This window comes from Paraburkholderia sp. BR10937 (assembly GCF_040965695.1).
Lineage (GTDB): Bacteria > Pseudomonadota > Gammaproteobacteria > Burkholderiales > Burkholderiaceae > Paraburkholderia.
Genome location: NZ_JBFRCL010000056.1, coordinates 39334 through 59086 on the forward strand (window position 1 = coordinate 39334; position 19753 = coordinate 59086).

The window sequence follows — 19753 nt, forward strand, 5'->3', positions numbered from 1 at the left end:
AGTAGAAAGCATCGGCATGCCGGCGCGAAGCCGCCTCGAACGGATGACGCCTTCATCATGGCGTGCGGCGCACCGCGCCGCCACCTGGCCGAACGGCTAACGTCCCGGCAGCAGCTTCTTCGCTTTTTGCAGCGTGCCCTGGCGAGGCTTGGCGCCGGGCTTGAAGAGCTTGACCGTGCGTACGGCCTGGTCGTCGCTGCGCAGCACTTCGAGCTTCACGTCGCCGATCTGCAGGCACACGTCGCCTTCGGGAATCTCTTGGAGCACTTCGAGGATCAGGCCGTTGAGCGTTTTGGGCCCATCCGTGGGCAGCTTGATATGCAGCCAGCGATTGAGTTCGCGCAAAGGCATGCTGCCCGGCACGATGCATTCGCCTTCGTCGTTCCAGCCGCCGCGTCCGGTGCCGCTGCGCGGCATCGACGTGGTGAATTCGCCGATCAGTTCCTCGATGATGTCTTCGGGTGTCACGAGTCCTTCCATCTCACCGTACTCGTTCACGACGAGCGCGATGCGATGGCGGCTTTCCTGGAAGTACTGAAGTTGCTGGAATCCAGGCGTGCCCGTGGGCACGAAGTACGGCTCGGCGAGCAGTTCGCGCAGCGTCTCGCGCTCGAATTCCTGGTTGTGCAGCGCGGCCAGCGTCTTGCGCACATGCAGCACGCCGAGCACGCGGTCGATGTCGCCTTGATAGACGATCAGCTTGTTGTGATAGCAGGTCTCGAGCTGATGGAGGATGTCTTCGAGCGGGGCGTCGTAATCGAGCGCCTCGATGCGCCGGCGCGGAATCATCACGTCGTCGACGGTGATGTTCTCCAGGTCGAACAGGTTGAGCAGGATGCTGCGGTGCTTGGTCGGCATGAAGCTGCCCGACTCGAGCACGATGGTGCGCAATTCCTCGGTGGAGAGCCGCTGGTCATGCGCCTTGTGCGTATTGATGTGCAGGATGCGCAGGATGGTGTTCGCAAACATGTTGACGAACCAGATGAGTGGCTTCGTCACACGCATGAGCGGCGCGATCAGGAGGCTCGCGGGCAGCGCGATTTTTTCCGGAAACGTTGCGCCCACAATCTTCGGTGTGATTTCCGCGAACACGATGATGAGGAACGCGACGATGCCCGTTGCAATCGAGAGTACGAGGTTATTGCGGCCGAAGGTATGGAGCGCGATCGAGGTCGTGAGGACCGGGATGATGGTGTTGAAGAGATTGTTGCCGATCAGGATCACCGAAAGCAGCAGGTCGGTGCGCGCAAGCAGCTTCTGGGTGGTCTTTGCGCCGAGCGTGCCGTGATTGGCGAGGTATTTGAGCCGATGGCGATTGAGCGCCATCATCGCCGTTTCGGAGATGGAGAAGAAGCTGGAGCAGATGAGCAGGACGAAGACGGCGCAAATCTGCGCCCATAAGGGAAGGTGGTCCACGCGTCGAGACAATGAGGGGGGCGGATGGGGAAACTATAACAGAGGGGTACCGCAGTTCCAGGGCGGTTGGCCGAACGGACAAGGCGGTTGCCGGGTACGCGACGCGTGGTGCGCCGCGAGTTGCCGGACAGGATGCAAGTGCGGGAGATACAGGCGAAAAAAAAAACCGCGCAATGCATGCGCGGTTTTTCTCGAATTCTGGTCGGGGTGAGAGGATTCGAACCTCCGGCCTCTACGTCCCGAACGCCGTCCACGGGGTCACGTGGTCAGCAAAGGGTATCCGAAGGTTCCTTTTTAATCAACGGGTTATGCCCCGATTCGCGCAACTGCGCGCAACCATGCGCAGCCTCGACCGGGGCCCAGGTGGCGCAGAAATGGCGCAGAAATTGGCGCGTTCAGGGCAAAGAGGTGTCGACGAAAAAGGGTGGCAAGAGGTATGTCACCCGGGGAATCGGTTTGGTTTGCCGGTCGCGTCGCGACGGATAAAAGCGGTCGCAACACGGTGGATTCCGTTTCTCACGAGCCACCCATGTCGACGACGCCGTTCACCCCCATCACGAAAGAAAGCGCTGCCCAAATCCTGTCGGTCTCCGTCCGCACGATTGACCACTACGTAGCCGATGGCCGCATGCCCGCCCCGGTCCACCTGGGCCGGCGCGCGTACTGGCACCCGGACGCGTTCTATGGCTGGCTTCATCGGGCGCTTGGGGCGCTGGGTGCCGATGAATCAAAAGAGGAGGCGCAACGGGGCGCGCCGCCGCCCGGCGAGTCCGTCATGCTGGCCGCGCCGCACCGGCCCACCGATGGTTCCCCGAAACGCACAAAATCGGGGCGAAACGCTCAGGGCGCGCGGTCACCGCTCGGGGCGCGGGTACAGAACCGGGATGCGGCGCTGCTTGCGGCGCTGAATGGCCGTGCGGACGACGAAGAAGCCGTGCACTGACTGCAATTGCCGTCAGGAGCGGCGCGTCCTGAGCCCGGCAGCATCCGCGTGTGCAGTCGCTCGTGATGCGCGCACCCGGGTGAGGCTGCTAACGGGCAGCCGCTTTTCACCATTTCACCACAGGGCCGGGCGACAGGCAGCTCGAATCCGCATCAGCAGTAGTTAAAAATAGTGCTTGCTGATTTTACGTAGCATGCTACGATTGTCATCATCTTGATGCGGGAGATTGTAATGACCTCCAGTAGTCGGTACTATGACCTGTCGTCAGTTCGGAAGAAAGAGATGTCCCGCCACGCGGCAAAGCGCGCCAGCCAGCGTGGCATTTCGGCCGTCTGCCTGCCCCTCGTGGTGGCGTTCGGCGAAAAGGAGTTCGATGGTCGTGGCGGGGTGCGTTACCTGATGACGGCGGAGTCAATTGCATCGCTTCGTCGTGCGGTGGGTTCTACGCAGCAGGTGGATGCCTTGGTCGGCGTGTATGCAGTGCTGAGCGCCGAGGACCAGACCGTCATCACCATCGGCCACCGGCACAGCTGAGCCCGAATAAAGAACAGAACATTTATGGTCCAACTAGAACTGCCAGTTCCCCGCGCCTATTTTCGACTGCTCGACGTCGCGCGAGGCAGCATGCATTTCAGCAGTGCGCGACTGTATGCCCTCACGTGGCTCGCGGCGGCACGCATGTTTGCCTTGGGCGCAGTGCCGGGGCTCAAATCGTTGAACGACCTCACGATTGAGGAGGGCTGGCGTGCACTCGAGGATGCGGGGCTGCCGGGCGAGGCGGTCGCCCACGGTTTTTCAAGCAGCGGAGTTCTCGGTCAGGGAGAGATGGCCCAGCGGGTCGCTGCAGTGGGCATCGTGACCGAGCTGCATGAAGAACTGGGCCGCCAAGTGTGGGACGTGCTCCCCTGCCTGGGCAGTGTGGTTCAACGTCCTAGCTATGAACCAGATGGGGGCATTCTCCCTGTCCTCGGCGAATTGCTGCTTGACCTCGTCGGCCCTCCTGATACGGGCACCTTGTGGATTCCGTTCGACTTAAGCGGTCAGTTCACTCTAGGAGCTTTTCGGCGAGGATGGTCGGTTTTAACCGCCTCGCCTCTTGGAGTCCCCTCGACGCTGCTGGAAGTTCTGCTGACCATCGAGACGGGAACACCTTCGCACCCAAGGATTCGCACCGGCGATGAGCGTGACGCCGCCGGGCGCCCGCTGACCCGGGCGGATTACATACTCGCACTGCCTCCCTTCGGGATGCCGATGCGCGGCAGTCGCCTCGTGCAGTGGGATTCGACCGGCGGCAGGGGCATCGAACAATTCGCCCGAAGTGAAACGTGGGCGGTGCAGGAGCTGGTGAATCGTGCCAGCCGGCGCGTCGTAATCGTTGTGCCACCGGGTGTGCTTTTCACGAAGGGCCAGGAACAGCGGCTACGCGAAGCCGTTCTGCAAAGGGGCGGTGAGCGCAATGAGCTGGAGGCGGTGATTGCACTACCTTCGGGCGTGTTTTCCTCGACCTCGCTCGCTGGTGCCGTGTTGGTCATCAATCCCGGTGGTCATGCCGACCATATCCGGATGGTCGACCTCGGGGGCGGCAAGCGCTCGGGCGTCGACGCGGAAGACATTCTTCTGGGGGGGCGGGACATTGCGCTGGGTATCCAACGGTCCAGCGAACGCTCTACGGAGGTGGCGCGCGAAGAAGTGCTGGTCAACGAATGCAGTTTTGCACCGTCGAGATACCTGCGTCGTTTCGCCAGGTCCGATGCCAACGTTGTTTCCCTGGGGGACCTGTGTGCCGCCATCCGGCCGCCATCGCCCAGCAAGGACATGACGGGCGCGCTTGTTGCCGAAGTCGGCATCCCTGAACTAGGGCCTTGGCGGGCGTTGAGCGGCCCCTTCGCGAAGACGGTAAGCGTGCGAAAGAAAGGTGATGAGGTCGCTGGCCTATTGCCAGGGGACCTCGTGATTTCTATTAAAGGCACCGTCGGCAAGGTGGGGCTGGTCGGCGCACTGCCAAAGGACCGTGCGACCGTCGTGTCCCAGAGCTGTATTGCCCTGAGGCCGAAGCCGGAACAGAGAGCCAATGGTTTAGTGGCCGAATATCTCTTGATGTACCTTCGCTCCCAGGAGGGCCAGGCCCAGCTCGCCAGTCTGCAGGTCGGCGCTGGCGTGCAGCATGTCAGCCCGTCGACGCTGCTAAGTTCCATGGTCGTCCCCGTGCCAGCCCCGGCGCAGCAGCACGCGGTCGCGGAAGATTATCGTCATCTTTGTGATATCGAGCAGCGGATTTCTGAACTGTCCGACGAGATGGCGACCATCGCCCGTCAACGCTGGACTATCGAACTGGACGAAGAAGGCAATTAATGAGCAGCAAGGCGCGTGATATAACGCAGCTTGTCCGATAACTAGACATCTATTCGCAGGAAAACATGATTACTGGCGAACTACGTAGCCAAGTCGATTCCATCTGGAATGCATTCTGGTCGGGTGGCATTTCAAATCCGCTGGAGGTGATGGAGCAGATTACCTATCTCCTTTTTCTGCGTCGCTTGGACGACCTGCACACCCTCGAAGAGAACAAGGCCAACCGCCTGGGCAAGCCGATGGAGCGCCGCATCTACCCGGCGGGCAAGGACGACAAGGGGCGCGACTACAACGACCTGCGCTGGTCGCGCTTCAAGAATTTCGCACCTGCCGAGATGTTTGCCGTGGTTGGCGAGCACGTGTTCCCCTTCCTGCGCACCATGCACGGCGACGACTCGACCTACGCACACCATATGCGGGACGCCCGTTTTACCGTCCCGACGCCAGCCCTGCTGGCCAAGGTCGTGGACCTGCTCGACCACGTGCCAATGGAGGACCGCGACACCAAGGGCGACCTCTACGAGTACATGCTCGGCAAGATTGCCAGTGCCGGCCAGAACGGTCAGTTCCGTACTCCGCGCCACATTATCAAGCTGATGGTGGCATTGACCGCGCCGAACGAGAAGGACATTATCTGCGACCCGGCCAGCGGTACGTGCGGCTTCCTGGTTGCTGCCGGCGAATATCTCCGGGAAAAGCACCCCGAGATATTCCGGGACGCCGCCGCGCGGAAGCATTTCCACCACGGCATGTTCCATGGCTATGACTTCGACAACACCATGCTGCGCATCGGCAGCATGAACATGGCGTTGCACGGCGTCGACAATCCGGATGTCCGCTACAAGGATTCCCTGGCCCAGGACCACGCAGGTGATGAGGAAAAGTATTCTCTGGTCCTCGCCAATCCACCGTTTTCCGGGTCTCTGGATTATGAAAACACCGCCAAGGACTTGCTCGCCATCGTCAAAACCAAAAAGACGGAACTCCTTTTCCTCGCCCTTTTTCTTCGATTGCTAAAACCGGGGGGGCGTGCGGCGGTCGTCGTGCCGGACGGGGTGTTGTTCGGGTCGACGAAAGCGCACAAAGAATTACGTCGAATGATTGTCGAGGAACAGAAACTGGATGCGGTCATCTCGCTACCGGCAGGCGTCTTCAAGCCTTACGCGAATGTGTCTACCGCCATCCTGTTGTTTACCAAAACGGCTTCTGGCGGTACGGACCAAGTATGGTTCTATGATACGCAGGCAGATGGATGGAGTCTCGACGATAAGCGCCAACCTTTACTGCCGGAGGACAAGCTTGGGATTTCGCCGCCTCGAAGTCTTAGTGACGCAGAGCATAAGAAAAACAATCTTCCGGATATAGTTTCTCGTTGGTCAACGCGTGACTCTTCGGAACGCGAGCGTCCACGGACCGCGCAGAGCTTTTGCGTGCCGAAAGCGGAAATTTCGGCAAACGCATACGACCTTTCTATCAATCGGTATAAGCGTTCGACGGTCGATGTCACCGAACATCTGCCGCCTGAACAGATTTTTGCGAACCTAGCAGAGCTTGAGATTCAGGTTCAGACGTCCGTCAGGGACCTTCAGAAGCGGGAACTGTTTGCCGAACTGGGAACTAATCAGGCAGCGTGGAGCGTCCATCCTATTGGCGATTTCATCCTTGGAGTTTCCAACGGGATGACTAGACGTAGAAGCGAAGCTGAAGATGGTGAGGACATCGTTCTTCGTCTTCGTGATATTCGGTCAGGTTGGATTGATTTTTCTGATGTGAATCGAATCACTTTGAATTCGAAAGAGCGAGACCGATATCGCATTGCACATGGCGACCTTCTTTTCATACGCGTGAATGGAAATCCAGACTATGTTGGAAGATGCGCCGTATTTGATGAATATTCAGAACCTGTCTATTTTAATGACCACATCATGCGCGTGAAAGTGGACCAGTCAAAGATAGACGGCCGATTCCTCGCGTTTATCTTGAATGGGCCACATGGAAAAAGGGAAATTGCCCTACATAGAAAGACATCAGCTGGTCAGCACACAATTAACCAAGACGGCTTAAGCAAGATTAGAGTTCCAATCCCGCCGCTTTCCGTGCAGACAGAGTTTGTACGTTGTCTTGATACTCTGGAAAAGTTAAGGGCGGCCCATCGTGCATCTCTTCTTGAGCTCGACGCCCTCGATGCTAACCTCCAGAAAAACGCCTTCCGTGGAGAACTCTAGTGAGTAACTTTGCCTTCCTGCAAAACGAATGGTCATTGCTCTTCGACTCTGCCGTGAAGGCGGAAGGCATGGTGAATACAGATGCTCGAACGTCGTGCTTTTACGCGCGGCGTACTTTGGAGTTGACAGTCTCGTGGCTTTACAAGCATGACAAGTCCTTCCGACTTCCTTACCAGGACAACCTCAGCGCTCTGATACACGAGCCGAGCTTTCGACAGGTCGTGGGCGACGCGTTGTTCACCAAAACGAGGCTCATCAAGGACCTGGGCAATATGGCAGTGCACAGTACCAAGAAGGTCAGCACGTCCGACGCCCAGAATGCCGTCCGTGAACTCTTCCACGTTTGCTACTGGGTGGCCCGCACCTATGGCCGCGCAGACCGTCCAGCCCCTGGGCTGACCTTTTCGCTTGCGCTTCTGCCGACACCTTCTGGAATCCCCTCGCAGACGCAAGCCCAACTCCAGAAGATGGAGACCGACCTTCGGGAGAAGGACGAAAGGCTTTCTACCTTGTTGGCCGACCATGCGGCCGTCAACAAGGAACTGAAAGCACTTCAGGCCGAAGTTGCGGCTGCCAAGCAAGCCAATGCGGCAGAGCCGGACACACACGACTATTCTGAAGCCGAAACCCGCAAGGCCTTCATCGACCTGTTGCTGAAGGAGGCGGGCTGGGAGCTTAACCCGGCCAAGAACTTCGAGGTCGAGGTGACCGGCATGCCGAACGGCGAGGGTATCGGTTTCGCGGATTACGTACTATGGGCGGATGACGGCAAGCCACTCGCGGTGATTGAAGCCAAGCGCACCACCAAGAGCCCGAAGGTCGGCCAGCAGCAGGCCAAACTCTATGCTGATTGTCTCGAGCAGATGCATGGCCAACGTCCCGTCATCTTCTACACCAACGGCTATGAGCACTGGATTTGGGACGATGCCTCATATCCGCCGCGTCCGGTCCAAGGTTTTTACAAGAAGCCGGAACTTGAACTGCTGATTCAGCGCCGGAGCAGTCGGAAGGCCCTGGCCGGAGCGCCTATCAACGGCAGCATTATTGAGCGCTATTACCAGACTCGAGCGGTGCGGCGGGTCGGCGCCACGTTTGAACAGGACAACCAGCGCAAAGCACTCCTGGTGATGGCGACCGGCGCGGGTAAGACCCGCACTGTCATCGCGCTCGCTGATGTACTGATGCGCTGCAACTGGGTCAAGCGCGTGCTATTTCTCGCTGACCGGGTGGCCCTGGTGAATCAAGCAGTCAACGCCTTCAAGGCGCACCTGCCTGAAGCCGCACCAGTCAATCTGGTGACAGAGAAGAATACTGAAGGGCGAGTGTACGTCTCGACATACCCAACGATGATGGGACTGATTGACGAGGCGTTTGATGGTCAGCGTCGCTTCGGCGTCGGGCATTTCGACCTAATCGTGGTTGACGAGGCGCACCGCTCCATCTATCGGAAGTACAGAGCCATCTTCGAATACTTCGATGCCTTCCTGGTTGGACTCACCGCGACGCCGAAGGACGAAATCGACCATAACACCTATGGGCTCTTCGGACTTGAGAACGGTGTCCCCACGGATGCCTACGGACTGGACGAGGCAGTGGCGGATGGACACCTCGTTCCCCCCGTTCCGATTTCCGTGCCGCTCAAGTTCATGCGACAAGGCGTCAAATACAACGACCTGACCGAAGAGGAAAAGGAACGATGGGACGAGCTCGAATGGGATGAAGACGGCAATGTCCCGACCGAAGTGGATTCAGCCGCCCTCAATAAGTGGCTGTTCAACGAGGATACGGTCGACAAGGTGCTGGAGCAACTGATGACGCACGGCCAGACGGTGGCCGGCGGCGACCGACTGGGCAAGACCATCATCTTCGCGAAGAACAACGACCACGCCGACTTCGTCGCCAAGCGCTTCGACGTCAATTACCCGCAGTACAAGGGGCACTTTGCCCGGGTGGTGACCTACGAGACGAAATATGCGCAGAGCCTCATTGACGACTTCTCCAAGAAGGACAAGCTGCCCCACATTGCCATTTCGGTGGATATGCTGGACACCGGCATTGATGTTCCAGAGGTGGTGAACCTGGTGTTCTTCAAGGTGGTCCGCTCCAAGACCAAGTTCTGGCAGATGGTCGGTCGTGGCACGCGTCTTTGCCAGAATCTCTTTGGGCCCGACGAGCACAAGAAGAACTTCTATATCTTTGACTACTGCCAGAATCTCGAGTTTTTCAGTCAGAACCCGAACTTCAGCGAGGGCAGCACCATCGAACCGCTCGGCACGCGCCTCTTCAAGGCGCGCCTGGAGGTCATCGCGGAACTGGACAAGAAACTGGCGGAAGACATGCCTCCCGCCGAGGATGCAGGACAGGCGGGCGACATTCAGTTGCGCGGGGAGGTAGCCGGGCTTCTTCATCAAACCGTTGCGGCGATGAACGTCGACAACTTCGTTGTTCGACCCAGGCGGCAGTGGGTCGATAAATATGCAAAGGTCGATGCTTGGGCGGAATTGGGCCCCGAGGAGTTTCACGAGCTGGGTACACAGGTGGCCGGGTTGCCCACGGAACTGAGCGACGACGACGAGGAGGCAAAGCGCTTCGATATGCTGGTACTGCGTATCCAGCTTGCCATCCTTCAGGCCAAGCCCGATTTCTGCACGCTCAAGGAGCGGATTCAGGTAATTGCCAGCGCGCTGGAAGAGCAAATCGCCATTCCGGCCATCCAGGCCGAATTCGTGCTGATTCAGGCGCTCTCCAGTGAAGAGTGGTGGGAGGGCGTGACCGTGTCCATGCTGGAAACGGTTCGCAAGAAGCTGCGTGCGCTGGTCAAGCTGATTCCAAAGGGACAGAAGAAGGTCGTATATACAAACTTCGAGGACGAGCTCGGGGACCATGTCGTCATCGACTTGCCCCAAGTAACGGCTGGCCTGAATATGGCCAAGTTCAAGGAAAAAGCGCGGCAGTTCCTCAAGGCTCATGAGAACCACGTCGCCTTGCAACGACTGCGTCGGAATCAGCCGCTGACCCCATCGGACCTCACTGAACTGGAGAATATGCTGCTGGCGGCGGGAGGGTCGCAGGACCTCATCAACGAAGCCAAGGAAAAGAGCCACGGCCTGGGGCTGTTTATCCGTTCTCTCGTCGGACTGGACCATGAGGCAGCGATGCAGGCGTTCAGCGATTTTGTCAGTGGCACGACGGCGACTGCCGACCAGATTGAGTTCGTTAACCTGATAGTCGAAGAACTGACGCAGAGCGGCGTGATGGACGCGAGCCGGCTCTATGAGTCACCATTCGTGGATGTCAGTCCGATGGGACCGGAGGCAATTTTCCCGTCAGCAAAGGTGGACCAGATGATTCAGGTGCTTTCGGAGATTCGGCTTCGAGCAGTCGCGTGATGCGTTGCCGGGTGCCTTGCTTTCGATGCGTGGGCGGGTGCGGAAACCGCAGCATGAAGCTGTACGCGGCCGAAGGGTTGTGGACAGGCAATTACCCCGACGGATTGAGAGTCAGCTTCGTTAATCCGGTGGGCCGGGGTGACAAGTTCGTCGTCAGCGATGTGCAGTCCCGCCGCCAACGATGTAGCCATCGGGAGCGATGCCAAAATAATCGCGGAAACGTGGTTCCCCGCAGGGCAAGGGTTGATATGGTATAGCTGCTCCAATCCAAAACGTCATCGTTGGTCCGGTCCACGTGCTGCTGCGCGCCGCATGTGCGCCACAGTGACCTTGCAGGTGCGGGGTGTCTCCGCACGCGGGACCGGGCTTTGAAGGCCTAAAGCATTGGCAGTTGGAGCTTCTCGAAGAACGCCCGATTGCGCTTCTTTGCATCGTCGAGCATCTTGTCGTACGACAGGATTTCGATATAGCAGTTGACCTGATTGTAAAACCTGAAGTACCCGGCGCCATCCGGTGTGGGCATGAAGTCCCAGTTGAGTGCAACCTCCTTCATTTTTGGTGTCAGGGTGCAAACGATGTACGCATAGAACGGTGACAGTGCATAAGCTGCCCGCTTTCCAGCTTTCGCTCGATAGATGCGGCTTACGACGTCCTCAAAGCGCACAGGCAGTTCTCGCTTTAGTCGAACTCGGATGGCACAGTATGCCGCGCCCGTGCGGCATGTTCAACGCCGAATCAGCGAGGCTAAACGCCCAAGAAATTTACGGCTAATCACCGCAAAGTGCGCCGTGCCGTGGCCGGCCTCGGCTCGCCGCGAACGCAAAAACTGCGGACATGCAAATAGAATTGCATGAGATGCCCGGTTTCATGCAATTCTATTTGCACGTGGTCGTAGCACTAGCTGCAACCTATATCAACCCGAGTACGGTTGAATTCTGGTAATCGCTACGGCGACGCGTCTCATCCGTTTTCAACAATCCCAAGGCGTGGCGTGTCCACGGCCCCCACGCCACGAGGAGAGGGGATACTGGCGTCCCGCCACCGTGCTTCAGCTTCTGGCCAACACCGTCTATCGTGGTCTATCTTCTATAACGGCAGCGCGTATGGCAAGGCAATGGCTAGGAAGGAGAAGCGGAAGCTTGAGCCGGTCGAATAGTCTCACGAAGATGAGCGCGTCATCTGCGCGTTCGTCTTCCCGACGTAACCACCTGCAGGGAACTATTTGTTTTCAGGAATTTGGGGCATGGCGGGAGCCGTGGAGACTTGCCTTTGCAAGAGTGCGTCGACAAACTGCTGGCGCAAGGACTCGCTATGTATGTATTTTCCCGCAAAGGCTATGGCTTCGGTCTTCACGTGCCCCTGCGCTGCGATATAACTGAAGAACCTTGTGCTGTGGCCGAGCGTGAATACGAGCGGGGCAGCGAGTCCCGATGCATTCTGCTGATTTGTCAGGGGCGTAAGCACATCGTAAAGCTCGAGGTCTATGAGCTTTTCGGCATAGGTCCTAATTTGGGACCCATTCAAGCCAACGGTACCTTGAATAGTTTTCTTTAATATATCTAGGCCATCGAGTGCCTTGGGCTTATCCGCCTCGGTACCAGACATGACCACCTTCGGATTGCCATTCGTCGCAAACAGTATCAGAAATGCGAGCGTCGCCAAGTTCTCATCCGAGTTTGACGCACCTGCGGCAAGCCCAAAATAATGTAGCAGTGTTCCGTCGTCAGCGAGTTCGAGGAGGTAAGGCTTCCAACGAAGTCGGTCGATGCGAAGTAGGGTAACAGCGACGTTGCAAACATAATCGACACTGTGGTTCATCGCCGTTGTCAACCGCTGACGCACAGCCTCTGCTACGGCTTCGAACCAGGTGATATCGCCGCTTCTTATCGCTTGTTCCAGTGCTGCAATGTGCGGGGCGCCAGGCTCAGTCGAGGTGAACTGCTCCTTTAGCCACTCTAGTCGGCTCGACGGACCGTCGCCGCATTCGCATCGGTCCAATATCCAGCTGCGCGCTTGAGCGCTGAAGTCGCGGCACAGATTAGCCCACAGCGCGGGACCGATTGGAAGCGTAATCGGTGTGAACCCGGTTGCTTCGATTGCCGACTTTACGTCTGGCATTGACAAAACGTCACCCAGTGTCGACGCCCACGCGTCCCAATCTTGTGCGATTTGCTTGTCGAAATGCGAGGTGTCGGCCTTGTTTAGACTATGAATGTTTCGAACCATTTCGATAATCAGGCGCGCACCCGCAGACCGGTCAGCGACAATATCCAGGAAGGCGGATAGACCCGGAACGAGCTTGGCATTCAGAAGTCGCAGACTGCCACCGGCCGACATTGTCGAGAAGGCAACCGCTTGCAAGTGAGCCACGGTCCCGGCGGGGAGGGGGCGCTGGTCGCCGTTACTGACCATCGGTAAAACGAGGGGGCCCAAGGCTCTTAGCGCCTGGAGCAGTCGCTCTTGTTGCGCGTCGAGGCTTCTGAGGTCCTCTCGAATAAAACGGTCGAGAACATATTCAAATGCGGGACTTTCATGGGAAAGTTGCCCCAGCGCTTGTGTGTCAGCGCTATCTAACGCCTGCTCTAGCTTGGGCCGTAACGAAAGATAGGACGCTTCTTTTCGGGTGCTCGCACGAAGGTGAAGCATGGAGAACGTGTCCACGAGATTCGGTTCCTTCAGTATTCGAGTCACTGCCGCAGGCGGATTGCAGCTGATGTCTGAAAGCTTCGGTCTGGAGAGCAAATAGGCTGCGAGACAGGATAAAGATACCTCGTCTTGCCATTCGAGCCGAAGGACGACCAACTCGTTGATGAAGGACACCATCCCGCGTGGCGTCAATGGGCCGCCCGGGCGCAACTCCTCGTCTTCGTAGAGGCGCAGGATTTCGTCATAGTCGCCCGTTAAGTCGGGGCCGAACGTGCTGTTTAGTTTTGCGCTGAAGAAATTCTTCCATGAATGCAGCATGGGGGGCGGCACGGAGAATCGTACCTGGAAGACTTTCTCAAGGAATGATGGCATCGACGAGCGATTGTTACCGGTCATGCTGGCTTCAAAAGACGAAGTCTGTACGAGGACGTTCCTTTCTTCTGCAACCGGAACGATTACCCATAGTCCGCGAAACCATGGCTGGCTAGTGAAACTGGGATTGTCGAGAAACGAACGCAACAACGACCAGACCGCCTGCGTTTCGGACTGGTCAATGCGGTCAAGGTTATCTATCACTATGAGCAGCCGCCTCGCTGGCGTTGAAAGGACCGATTCCATGAGTTCGCCAAACGCTTCCTGAAACTCGATAGAAGTCGGCTCCGGTTCGTCGCGAGTCTCTACCGTTTCCTCATCGGAAGCTCGGCGGACGACGAATCCCATGGTTTCATCAGTCAGCCAATGAATTAATCCGAAAGCGACAACGCCTACTGTCAAGACAAGCGTGGAAAGCGCCAGACTACCAAGCTTCTCTGTGAGCTTGTGCTCGAGTTCAGCGGCCATCGGCGCAACCACGCCCAGCGCCATCAGGCCTGAGAGGACAACCTTGGCCATAGTCGAGAAGACGGGCGTTGTTTTTCGTGAGGTCGTCTTGAGCTTGCGGCTTAGTTTCTCAAGTCGCTTCGACCAAAATGCGTAACCGGCTGGACCATCCGACTGCTTTAGCCAACCCTTCTTGAATGTGGTTGTCACGAGCGCAGAAAGGAACGCGCGACGCAAGGGGTCGCCCGAGTGAACCCAGGCGTCGTACTGAAAAACGGCGAAATCGCTCGCGACCGTTCTGCTGTCTTCGCTATCGCCGGTCAAGGTGTTCTCGAGTCGGTGGGCAATCATCCTGATTACAGTCGACTTACCCGAACCCCATGTACCGTCGAGTCGAATGGTTCTGCCCCCGGGCGATGTTCGGACAAGGGTCGCTATGGTTTCCGCGATTTTTGTGTGCGCTCCTCCGAGGTCGTCCACTAACGACGGCTCATCGGGAAGTAGCGTTGGCGTCGAACCCATCGAGTGCATCCGTTTTCGTTTTTAGGGCGCCAGTGTAACCGGTCTATGAGGTGCGGAAGCCGGTTCCATGCCGTTCACGCTCGAGGATACGCGATTCTATGAAGGTTCACTTTCCCGTTCGCTATACATTGGGCTGAGGCAAATAAAGGACATGTTCAATGTATATACCAGGCCCAATTTCTGAGTTGCTTGACCTCTTGGTCGAGCTCGCCGCAGCGACCAACTCACAGGGAGCCACATGCGGCCAGCATCAATTTATGCAAGATACTCAGACCAAGAGCAACGCCCGACATCTATCGACGACCAGTTGCGTCGTGCCAAACAGAAAGCGGAGGAGCTAGGATTTACCGTTGCGGACGAGCACATTTACGTCGACGCAGCAATAACAGGGCAAGCGAAAGGACTGGCGAAGCGAACAGCATACAACCGGTTTATCGCAGCATGGGAGAGGGGCGAATTTGAGGCAATCATCGTCGACGAGCTGGCTCGTCTTGCTCGTGCGAGCCTGGAGTTCGCCTATCTTGAGCAGCGCATTGAACGCACGCACGTGCGCCTAATCGCGTGCGACGGGCTCGACACTTCGATTCCCGGCTGGCAACTTCAATTCGGCATCTCCGGACTGATGGCCGCCCATTTCGTCCGGGAGACGAGTCACCGGGTCGTGCGCGGCATGCAAGGTCAACTCGAACGCGGCTTCATGATTGGAAAGGCGCCGTTTGGCTATCGCGCGGTAAAGCTGGGTGACAAAAACAACGAGGGTGGCACGATTTGGGAGGCCGAACCGGAAACGGCGAAGTGGGTGAAAGAAATTTTTCAGATGCGTTTCCAGGGAGACTCACTGAACGCCATCGCGGAACGCCTGAATCGGGAAGGCGTGGCGTGTCCACGGCCCCCACGCCTCGAGGAGAGGGGATACTGGCGTCCCGCTACCGTGCTTCAACTTCTGGCTAACACCATATATCGGGGCCTATTCGTCTATAACGGTAGCGCTTATAGCAAGGCAAAAGCCAGTAAGGAGAAGAGGAAGCTTGAGCCGGTTGAATATCAGCGGCCGGCACTGCGGATTGTCGAGGACAGGGTATGGCACGCATGCAACGCGAAATCGAGTTCGCGGCCATTTCGTGGTGGTGGCAGGCATGTGCTTGCCGGTCTTGTCAGCTGTGGCATGTGTCTTGGGACGATGAGTGTTAGGACCGGCGGCTCTTCTCCAGCCCTGCATTGCGCCAAGTGCGCACAGCAGCGGCGGGTTGCCAAGGCGGACGCACCCGCACATGTCAGTTACGTCGCCTCGGAGGGACTGCAACGGGCACTTTTGCACCTGCTCAACTTCCTGTTCGACGATGAGCGTGTGCAGGAATTCAGGCGGCGGCTCGAGGCGAAACTGCACGGTGGGCATGAAAGCCGGATTGCCGAGTTGAAGCTGGCAGTGGCGCGCGCGGAAAGGCAGCTTGACAGTCTTGCGCAGAGAATGCGGCGACTCGAGGCTGACGACGATGATTTTCTCGAGAAGGCCTACAGGCAGCAGCGGGACGAGCGCAATCAGCTTGCCGATGAGCTGGCGCAACTGACTGCGTATTCGGCGTCGCTCGATATGGAAAGCATCAGGAAGCAACTAGAAGCCAGTCCTCTCGACCTTATCCCGATGCTTTTTTCTGCTGACGCACCAGTGGAACTGACGCGGGCCGTACTGTCGCGGGTGTTCCCGAGCATTACTCTCGTTGACCGGCCAGCACGATTTGTGTCCGTATGGAAAATAGTCGTCTGTGCCGGAGCTGTCGTGGCCCAGGTCTCGCAAACAGCGCCGGTGTTTGAGGAGGAAACGGTGTTCGTCATCAGGGTAGAAACCGGTGCCGCACGGCCCACGCAATGGCACGTCACAGTGCTTGAGGTAAGCGGATAGTAGTACATGATTTGCGGGGCGATAAGCCCCGCTTTCTTCGTGCGTCTTGCAATTAGTAGTTTGTATCTTTGGGGGACCCGAATACGACACTTTGCTAATCGCGAACTTCGGCGGGCGCGTGTACGATTTTCATCGTATTCGCTACGAAAAACACGGCCCTTACGCTCACGCAACAGGTGGATGTCAAACCGTGAGGCGGTGCGCTGCGCACTGGGCTTTCGCCGTCTGCACGTTGGTAATGGGTGATGTGAGTGACCTCAGCATCCGGCTACAGGATACGTGCCTGCGGAGCCAGCCATGGCGACGCGCTTGAGCGCGAGTGGGCTTGGTGGCGGGATAGGACGAACACCGCAGCATCGATGCTGAATCAGTGTACGGACTCGACCTTGAGTTGCTCGACGTCAGCTTGCGGACAGGCAAGGGTTGCTGAATGATGAATGCGCGCCAAATCGTCTTCTTGGATATCGACGGGGTACTACACCGAGGCCAGTCGTACGTCACGCGAGAAGGTATCGTCAGCAGCGCGCCCGGCAACATCATATTGTTCGAGTACGCCTCTGTGCTTGAGGACCTGCTCTGTCCGTATCCACGAGCTGAAATCGTGCTTTCGAGCGACTGGGCATATCGATTTGGCGCGGACTACACCCAAGGAATGTTGCCATCGCAGTCCTTACGCGACAGAGTCGCAGGCGCGACTTATCAGGGGTGCCTGTTCGACGAACAGTTTTGGCCGATGCTGTCGCGCGGTGAGCAAGTTCTCGACTACGTTCGCCGTCATACGCCTCTCACATGGATTGCGATTGATGACCGAAAAGATGGATTCGAAAACTACAGGGAAAGGCTGGTGCATTGTCAGTCCGATTGTGGGCTAGGAGACCGCGCGGTTGTCGAACTGCTGCGGCGCCGACTGGACCGATTCTTTTCATAGTTGACAGCGACCGGTGCCGCTTTGTCGATGCGCCGTGACGCAGCACGAATTGGAGGTTACGAATGCTGACCACGACTGGTCGTGCAGACAATGCCCGCAGATTCCATAAACGTCTGGAGCGGGAGCTCGCCGTCGCAATCGACAAAGGCCTGCGAGGGAGTGTCGGGGCCCTGTCTCCTCGTGCATACGTTGACTTGAGGACAATGTCTCCGTTCGAGCTTGGCCTGCGGCTTAAACGCGCCTTGCGGGATGAGCTCTACGAACGACGTCGCGGTGAGAGACAGAAGACGGCTGCCCGTCTACCCAGACGATGACCATAAGGGAATTGCGCAATCGTGACGATGCCCGATGAACGAACGCGTGCGCTGCTATATGCGCGCAAACTACTGTTTGACACGTCGCAGATGACGTCAACAGCGGACGTCAATGCGCTCCGAGAAAGAGCCGTATCTGTACTGCGTCACTACCCTGACGATGGGATGATTGCGCTGATTGCACGGCAATCTTCCTGGCTCGAGTGGCCGAGCCGAGCATCAAGCGTCTTACGGAACAGCAAATCATCGGATTCCTGAAGGGAAGCGGAGACCGACACCCGGCGAAGCTGTCGGGCTCGCTGAGGTCGTGTATGACTCTATGGAGGACAGGAGATGCTGAGAGTATCGGTGGAACTATGGCCAGGCGGGCGGGAAGCCGGCAAACGCGTGATTGCAACGGCCGACATCGGCCGAGTCAGGGACGGCGCACACGCCGATTACGAAGTCGACCTGCGAGAAAGCCGGCTTGGGGAAGTTGGCGACACGGCTATTGTGCACAGCTATCCCCGCTGGTCGAGTTCGGTGTGGGACCTAGTCGCGCGGTGCATAGCTGCGGCACTAAATGGCGGCAGAGAGGAACTGCCTCGGCGCCCTACGCTACCGGACGTCCCAGTAAATGTGCGAGCCGATGGCGTTCGTTACCTGCGGGTCGACGAAATCCCGGAGCCCGCGCGAACTTTTTTTAGGCACAACCTCGATGGCTCGGGTATTCCCGCTCACGGCTGTGCATATGCTCACGATTGGGACGATTTCATGAATGGCTAGTGCGAGTCTCATCCACTAAAGCCCCGGGACACGGCGCCGATAACCTGATTGCGCGGACTCGAAATCCCGACGTCGTCTGCGCATGGGCACCTATCAAGAGCTAAGAGTACAAGAATTCATGAGCAAAATCCTCGAACAAAGACGACGAACGCGAAATGCTAAAGCTGTAATGGAGCAGGTGAAAGAGGAAAGCCGTCGCTTCTATAGGGAAGCGACGGTTGGATTAGAGGTAACTGTTGTCGTCGGACGCGGTCCACAGGGACAGGAAGACGGGCGTGAGAAAGCGAAGATTCGCGCCGTGACCGACGAGCATATTTTCGTAGAAAATCTCGAATCCCCGTTCGACCGGCGTACCGGCGTCTGCAAGACATTGGCGAAGAAAGGCCTTGATGTTTGGATTGAGCTGGAATCTGAGCGTGAAGTGTTCGCGGCTCTGATGCGAAATCCCGAACTTCTTTCGGAGGTTCTAGCAATTTAGCGTTTTAGTTCCCCGGTTGAACATGCTCCGGCAAGCCGGAGCCTTACCCACTCGCACGCCGCGCGCAAGCAGCTCTTTCCACATGCGCGGCCACCCGTAGCGGACTGCGCTACCTTGGCATTGGACTGGTTCAGCTTCAACTTGGACACTATGCAGGTCTACCGCGACCGTAAGAGGCGCTCGTGGAATGCATGTCGGCTGCGCTTCGGGACCGGTTGACTGCCAGACTGTTGCAACAGGCCGGCACGAACGCAGGGCACGAGGAACCGCCGGCAGGAGCTGCCGAAAGCAGCGACCCCGTACAGGGCAGTTCGGCTCATGCAAAGAGCGACGAAACATCCGCAATGGCTTGCGATTTCTTGCCGCCTGGCTTTGTGACAGGGCTCGGCAGCTGTTCCACGGTAGGCTTGCGCTCGGAAGGAACTGTCCGCAGGCGTCCAGGCTTAGTCGTTTTGCGGCAGATATGCACGCTATCGGCCTGCTGCAATGGCTCTCCTGACCTCGTTCGAATTGACCATCCGCGCAATCCGTCGAGTTCGCACAACGCGGCACGCAACTGTTGTCGCCGCCGACGAACTGTCGCGTCGGCGACATCCGGTTCGCACCAGACGTAGGGGGCGAGTGTATCGAGGTTGAACGACATGGTTTTTGCTGGGCGGATTCGGACTGACAGGGCGCAATGCAACGCGCGTGCAATATCCGATTTGAGGGCTAGGCGCTCTTGCAGAGAAACGGGCGAATACTGTCGGCCGATGAGAATCTCAGTCAGTCGCGCATTCAATATGACCTGCGCGCCGTGCCCGTCGCCCATGCGCCAGTGGAGCAGTCGCGAGCTGAATTCCTGGTTTCCCATCACCGCCCATATGGTCACCTCGCTCATTCGCATGAGTTCACGGCGAATCTGCTTCGCAGCGCTGCCGCCCTCAGCCGTAAGCGGCTCGTGCCGGCCGTTATAGACGGTGGCTGAAGGCGACATCAAAGTGATGCCCATCATTCCCAATCTGATGGGCATCACTTTGACACAGTCTGCGGAGAAGAAGCCGGGTTCCCGAACGG

13 protein-coding genes are annotated in these 19753 nt (G+C 57.8%); 9 read left to right on the plus strand and 4 right to left on the minus strand.

From position 1 onward, the window contains the following. Window positions 1-96: 96 nt before the first annotated feature. A complete protein-coding gene (locus AB4Y44_RS33370) occupies window positions 97-1416 on the minus strand; it encodes an HlyC/CorC family transporter (protein ID WP_368701927.1) in 1320 nt (439 codons plus the stop codon). Window positions 1417-1945: 529 nt separating this feature from the next. Between AB4Y44_RS33370 and AB4Y44_RS33375 the strand changes: the two genes are divergently transcribed. From AB4Y44_RS33375 to AB4Y44_RS33395, 5 genes are all read left to right on the plus strand, one after another. Continuing rightward, on the plus strand, window positions 1946-2359 hold the full coding sequence (locus tag AB4Y44_RS33375) for a helix-turn-helix transcriptional regulator (protein ID WP_368701928.1): 414 nt from the start codon (window positions 1946-1948) through the stop codon (window positions 2357-2359). Between the two features lie 231 nt (window positions 2360-2590). Further along, window positions 2591-2893: a hypothetical protein gene (locus AB4Y44_RS33380; RefSeq protein WP_368701929.1), complete on the plus strand. Its 303-nt coding sequence runs from the start codon at window positions 2591-2593 to the stop codon at window positions 2891-2893. 24 nt (window positions 2894-2917) lie between these two features. Then, on the plus strand, window positions 2918-4711 hold the full coding sequence (locus tag AB4Y44_RS33385) for an N-6 DNA methylase (RefSeq protein WP_368701930.1): 1794 nt from the start codon (window positions 2918-2920) through the stop codon (window positions 4709-4711). A gap of 65 nt (window positions 4712-4776) precedes the next feature. After that, entirely contained in the window at window positions 4777-6936 is a 2160-nt protein-coding gene (locus AB4Y44_RS33390) for an N-6 DNA methylase (RefSeq protein ID WP_368701931.1), read from the plus strand. Beyond that, window positions 6936-10325, plus strand: a complete 3390-nt coding sequence (locus tag AB4Y44_RS33395) for a DEAD/DEAH box helicase family protein (protein ID WP_368701932.1) — start codon at window positions 6936-6938, stop codon at window positions 10323-10325. The genes AB4Y44_RS33390 and AB4Y44_RS33395 overlap by 1 nt, the downstream gene beginning before the upstream one ends. 376 nt (window positions 10326-10701) lie before the next feature. Here AB4Y44_RS33395 and AB4Y44_RS33400 read toward each other — a convergent pair whose 3' ends face one another. Beyond that, entirely contained in the window at window positions 10702-10878 is a 177-nt protein-coding gene (locus tag AB4Y44_RS33400) for a hypothetical protein (protein WP_368701933.1), read from the minus strand. A 665-nt stretch (window positions 10879-11543) separates the two neighbouring features. Then, on the minus strand, window positions 11544-14321 hold the full coding sequence (locus AB4Y44_RS33405) for a P-loop NTPase fold protein (RefSeq protein ID WP_368701934.1): 2778 nt from the start codon (window positions 14319-14321) through the stop codon (window positions 11544-11546). 229 nt (window positions 14322-14550) lie between these two features. Here AB4Y44_RS33405 and AB4Y44_RS33410 point away from each other — a divergent pair, with 229 nt between their 5' ends. The 4 genes from AB4Y44_RS33410 to AB4Y44_RS33425 all read left to right on the plus strand — a co-directional run bounded on the left by AB4Y44_RS33410 (window position 14551) and on the right by AB4Y44_RS33425 (window position 18697). Further along, entirely contained in the window at window positions 14551-16212 is a 1662-nt protein-coding gene (locus AB4Y44_RS33410; protein ID WP_368701935.1) for a recombinase family protein, read from the plus strand. A 430-nt stretch (window positions 16213-16642) separates the two neighbouring features. After that, window positions 16643-17140, plus strand: coding sequence for an HAD domain-containing protein (locus AB4Y44_RS33415; RefSeq protein ID WP_368701936.1), 498 nt, complete (start codon window positions 16643-16645; stop codon window positions 17138-17140). A gap of 341 nt (window positions 17141-17481) precedes the next feature. Beyond that, window positions 17482-17712: a BPSL0761 family protein gene (locus AB4Y44_RS33420; protein ID WP_368701939.1), complete on the plus strand. Its 231-nt coding sequence runs from the start codon at window positions 17482-17484 to the stop codon at window positions 17710-17712. Window positions 17713-18337: 625 nt separating this feature from the next. Then, window positions 18338-18697 carry a hypothetical protein gene (locus AB4Y44_RS33425; RefSeq protein WP_368701937.1) on the plus strand — a complete coding sequence of 120 codons (360 nt, stop codon included), beginning with the start codon at window positions 18338-18340 and terminating at the stop codon, window positions 18695-18697. A 316-nt stretch (window positions 18698-19013) separates the two neighbouring features. Here the strand turns inward: AB4Y44_RS33425 and repC are convergent. After that, a partial coding sequence (gene repC, locus AB4Y44_RS33430; RefSeq protein ID WP_368701938.1) for a replication protein C, IncQ-type occupies window positions 19014-19753 on the minus strand: 740 nt, incomplete at its 5' end.

What these genes read in the sequence shown, in the direction of transcription:
- AB4Y44_RS33375 (WP_368701928.1), top strand. Translation starts at nt 1,946, where the DNA reads ATGTCGACGACGCCGTTCACCCCCATCACGAAAGAAAGCGCTGCCCAA.
- AB4Y44_RS33380 (WP_368701929.1), top strand. Translation starts at nt 2,591, where the DNA reads ATGACCTCCAGTAGTCGGTACTATGACCTGTCGTCAGTTCGGAAGAAA.
- AB4Y44_RS33385 (WP_368701930.1), top strand. Translation starts at nt 2,918, where the DNA reads ATGGTCCAACTAGAACTGCCAGTTCCCCGCGCCTATTTTCGACTGCTC.
- AB4Y44_RS33390 (WP_368701931.1), top strand. Translation starts at nt 4,777, where the DNA reads ATGATTACTGGCGAACTACGTAGCCAAGTCGATTCCATCTGGAATGCA.
- AB4Y44_RS33400 (WP_368701933.1), bottom strand. Translation starts at nt 10,878, where the DNA reads ATGAAGGAGGTTGCACTCAACTGGGACTTCATGCCCACACCGGATGGC.
- AB4Y44_RS33405 (WP_368701934.1), bottom strand. Translation starts at nt 14,321, where the DNA reads ATGCACTCGATGGGTTCGACGCCAACGCTACTTCCCGATGAGCCGTCG.
- AB4Y44_RS33410 (WP_368701935.1), top strand. Translation starts at nt 14,551, where the DNA reads ATGCGGCCAGCATCAATTTATGCAAGATACTCAGACCAAGAGCAACGC.
- AB4Y44_RS33415 (WP_368701936.1), top strand. Translation starts at nt 16,643, where the DNA reads ATGATGAATGCGCGCCAAATCGTCTTCTTGGATATCGACGGGGTACTA.
- AB4Y44_RS33420 (WP_368701939.1), top strand. Translation starts at nt 17,482, where the DNA reads ATGCCCGATGAACGAACGCGTGCGCTGCTATATGCGCGCAAACTACTG.
- AB4Y44_RS33425 (WP_368701937.1), top strand. Translation starts at nt 18,338, where the DNA reads ATGAGCAAAATCCTCGAACAAAGACGACGAACGCGAAATGCTAAAGCT.